The sequence below is a fragment of the Pseudomonas sp. Pseusp97 genome (genome assembly GCF_047304025.1).
GTDB lineage: Bacteria > Pseudomonadota > Gammaproteobacteria > Pseudomonadales > Pseudomonadaceae > Pseudomonas.
Genome location: NZ_JBGLYK010000319.1, coordinates 1 through 4,470, shown reverse-complemented (window position 1 = coordinate 4,470; position 4,470 = coordinate 1). Strand labels below are relative to the sequence as shown.

The window sequence follows — 4,470 nt, the reverse complement described above, 5'->3', positions numbered from 1 at the left end:
CGCCTCGACGCCACCACCGCCGACCTCGACAACCGCGACGGCGTCGTCAGCGGTGCGCAGGGCCTCGGCCTCGGCGCCGGCAACGTCCTCAACGGCGCCAACGCCGCCGGCAAACCGGGCGGCCTGATTACCAGCCAGGGCGCACTGACCCTGCGCGGGGGCAAGCTCGAATCCACCAACGGCGGGGAAATTTCCGCCAAGGGCGACCTGCAGCTGATCGTCGCCCAGCTGATTCAGCGCCAGGCCGCGCTGATCGGTGAAGGCAGGGTCACCCTCGACCTGGGCAACGGCGCCCAGCGCGGCGACTTCGACAACCGCGGCGGCCTGCTCAGCGCCGCCGGCGCTCTGCAAATCAACGGCCTGGGCAACCTCGACAACCGTGGTGGGGAAATCTCCGCCAGCCAGGGCTTCGCGCTCACCGCCAGCGGCCAGCTCGACAACGGCGCCGGCGGCCGGATCATCAGCGCCGGCCAGCTCCAACTGAACGCCGGCGCCCTGCGCAACGCCAACCAGGGCCTGCTCTCCGGCTGGCAAGGCTTGGCGGTCAACGCCGCCAGCCTGGACAACAGCAGCAGCGGCACGCTCTCCAGCCGCGATGGCGCGCTGACCGCCAGGGTCAGCGGCGCGCTCGACAACCACGGCGCCGGCGCGCTGGTCAGCAAAGGCAACCTCGGCCTCGGCGCCGGCAGCCTGAACAACGCCGGCGGCATCGTTTCCACCCAGGGCGGGCTCGGCCTGACCGTCGGCGGCGACGTTGACAACAGCAACGGCGGCCTGCTGAGCGCCCAGGGCGGCCTGACCGGCAGCGCCAAGGCTGTGGATAACCGTGCCGGGCAGATCAGCGCCGCCAGCGTCGACTACGACGCCAGCAGCCTGAACAACAGCGGCGGCAGCCTGGTCAGCCAGGGCGCGCTGCGCCTGGGCCTGCTCGGCGCGCTGCTGAACAACGGCGCCGGCTCGAAAATCGCCAGCGGCGGCCCGCTCAACCTGAGCGTCGGCAGCCTGGAAAACCGCGGTGGCCAGCTCGCCAGCCAGGGGCTGCTCAAGGTCCTCGCCGGGCGCTTCGACAACAGCGTCGGCGGCACCGTGGCCGCGCAGGACGACCTGACCCTGCAACTCACCGCCGAACTGCTCAACGGCCAGGACGGCCTGGTGTTCAGCAAGGCCGGCCAGCTCAACGTCAGCGCCGGCAGCATCGCCAACGCCGGCGGCACCCTGCAGGGCCAGGGCGACACCACCCTCAAGGCCAGCGGTGCCCTGGGCAACCAGAACGGCCGCATCATCAGCCAGAACGGCCAGCTCGACCTGGGCAGCGCCAGCCTCGACAACAGCGGCGGTGGCGTCATCAACGCCGCCAACGGCAACCTCAAGCTGGTCACCGGCCAGTTCAGCAACAACGCCGGCACCACCCAGGCCAGGGCGCTCGACCTCACCGCCTTGGGCGGCATCGACAACCGCAGCGGCCACCTCTCGGCGGTCAGCGGCGACAACCGCATCAGCACCAGCGACCTGAACAACCAGGGCGGCGGCCTCTATGCCGGCAACCTGCTCTATCTGCGCGGCAACCAGCTGTTCAACGACGGCGCAGCCCTCGGCCAGGGCGGCCGGATCGGCGCCGGCAACATCGACGCCGGCCTGAATGGCGCGCTGAACAACCAGTTCGGCCTGATCGAAAGCAGCGGCAACCTGACCCTCGGCGCGGCCAGCATCAACAACGTGGTGGGTGCAATCCGTGCCCTGGGCCAAGCACCCGGCAGCCTGCTGCTCGCGGCCAGCCCGAGCCAGATGAAGATCGCCAGCGGCGGCCTGCTTAACAACAACCTCGGCCGCATCGAAGGCGCCACCCAGGACCTGATCCTGCAGACCGGCGCCCTGCAGAATGGCGGCGGCAACGTCCTGCACGTCGGCACCGGAACCTTCGGCGTCGACCTCGCCCAAGCCGGCCAGGCCGGCGGTAATTTCACCTCCAACGGCAGCCTCACCTACCAGGCCGCCAGCTGGACCAACAACGCCATCATCCAGGCGCGTAACCTGAACCTGGACATCGGCCAGCTCAACCAGGGCGCCAACGGCCAGCTGCTGGCCGCACAGAGCCTCGTCGGCCGTGGCGGAAACTGGGCCAACGAGGGGCTGATCGCCAGCGATGGCAGCCTCGATATACAGCTCGGCGGGACCTACAGCGGGGCGGGCCGCACCAGCAGCGTCGGCAGCTTCAATCTTGGCGCCAACCTGATCGACCTGAGCGGCAGCCTTGCCAGCGGCCAGGGCGTCACCCTGAACGCCAACACCCTGAACAACCGGGGCCGCATCACCGCGGGCGGCAACCTCGCAGCCAGCGCCGGCACCCTCAACAACTACGGCACCCTCGGCGGCGCCGGCGACGTGCGCCTCAACGCCTGGAACCTGCGTAACGACGGCGAAGCGAACGGCGCGCTGATCTTCAGCGGCGGCGATATGCAGCTGCGTGCGCAGAACTTTACCAACCGCTTCGCCAACGTCTACAGCCTCGGCAGCCTCGACTTCGCCGGTGACGACAACGGTGGCCGCGCCGCCAGCCTGGACAACCTTTCCGCCGCCCTCGAGAGCCAGGGCGACATGCGCCTGAACGTCGGCGCGCTGAACAACCAGCGCGTGGTGCTGGTGGTCAACAATGCCGGCAAGTACACCGCGCAGATCATCGAAGTCAGCTGCTACAAGTACTTCAACGACAACAACGCCGACTGCAGCGGCGGCAAGGAAAACCAGGTCTGGGAAGTCACCGAGCGCGACAAGCTCGAAGTGCTCCAGGCCAGCGCCGCCTCTTCCATCAGCGCCGGCGGCAACCTCAACCTGCTGGGCGACTCGATCAACAACGCCAGCAGCGTCATCAGCGCCGGGCAGAACCTCTACGCCAATGTCGCCAGCCTGAGCAACGAAGGCGTCGTCACTGGCGAAACCGAAACCCTGCGCGTGCTGCGCTCCGAGCGTACCCGCGACCACGCCAGCCGCAGCAACGAAGCCAAGGCCTTCACTAACCAGTACTGGGTCGACAGCCCGAACTACGTCAACGACCCGGCCGGCCTCGCCAGCGCCCTGAGCCACTTCATCGCCCGCACCGAAAAGGAATACCCGCAGTACGGCTCGACCACCCAGCTCAACAGCGGCGACCAGAGCTACGCCGGCATCATCCAGGCCGCTGGCAATGTCAGCATCACTGCCGCCAGCGAGATCAACAACAGCGTCATCCGCAACAACTACACCTTCGTCAATCCGGGCCAGAAGACCGGCGACACCGCCATCGGCGCCAGCCCGGTCGCCACCGTGGTGCCGATCAACTCGCAACTGCCGCCCGACCTCGCCCAGCAGCAGGTCAACCCCATCACCCTGCCGGGCTTCAGCCTGCCCTCGGGTAGCAACGGGCTGTTCCGCCTGAGCGGTGAGCAAGGCAGCGGCGGCGCGGCCGGCAGCGTGCAGGGCGCCGGTGAGCTCGCCTTCAACGGCCAGGACCTCGGCACGACTCAGCGCGAACAGGCGCTGGGCGGCGCCGTCGGCGGGGCCGGCAACGTCGCCCTGGGTGGCGGCGCATCTTCCGCCAATGCCACCTCCGGCAACGGCTTCGACATCCCCCGTGTGCAGGGCCTTCCCAGCAGCGCCACCCCGAGCAACAGCCACAAGTACCTGATCGAGACCAACCCCGAACTGACCAGCCTGAAGAGCTTCCTCAGCTCCGACTACCTGCTCGGCCAACTGGGCTACGACCCGGACAAGGCACAAAAGCGCCTCGGCGACGGCCTCTACGAACAGCGCCTGATCCAGCAGGCCGTGGCCGCGCGCACCGGCCAGCGCTTCATCGACGGCATGGCCAGCGACGAAGCCCTGTTCCGCTATTTGATGGACAACGCCATCGCCTACAAGGACAGCCTGCAGCTCTCCGTCGGCGTCGGCCTCTCCGCCGAACAGGTCGCGGCGCTGACCCACGACATCGTCTGGCTCGAAGAAGCCGAAGTGAACGGCGAGAAGGTCCTCGTCCCGGTGCTCTACCTCGCCCAGGCCGAAAACCGTCTCGGCCCCACCGGCGCGCTGATCCAGGGCCAGGACGTCACCCTCATCAGCGGCGGCGCACTCAACAACGCCGGCACTCTGCGCGCCAGCAACAACCTCAGCGCCAGTGCCAGCAACCTGAGCAACAGCGGGCTGATCCAGGCCGGCAACCGCCTCGACCTGCTCGCCGACGACAGCATCCGCAATGCTGCCGGCGGCATCATCGCCGGGCGCGACGTCAGCCTTACCGCACTGACCGGCGACGTGATCAACGAACGCAGCGTCACCCGCATCGACAGCGCGCAGAGCGCCAACCGCACCTGGACTACCAGCTTCGCGGACAGCGCCGCCCGCATCGAGGCCGCCAACAGCCTCGACATCAGCGCCGGTCGTGACGTCAGCAACCTCGGTGGCGTGCTGCAGAGCCGTGGCGACCTGTTCATCGGCGCC

The 4,470-nt window shown here is 68.6% G+C and carries 1 protein-coding gene; it reads left to right on the top strand.

Annotated elements, in window-relative coordinates; all coding sequences use genetic code 11:
- A partial coding sequence (locus tag ACCC94_RS27960) for a beta strand repeat-containing protein (RefSeq protein WP_413352842.1) occupies positions 1 to 4,470 on the top strand: 4,470 nt, incomplete at both ends.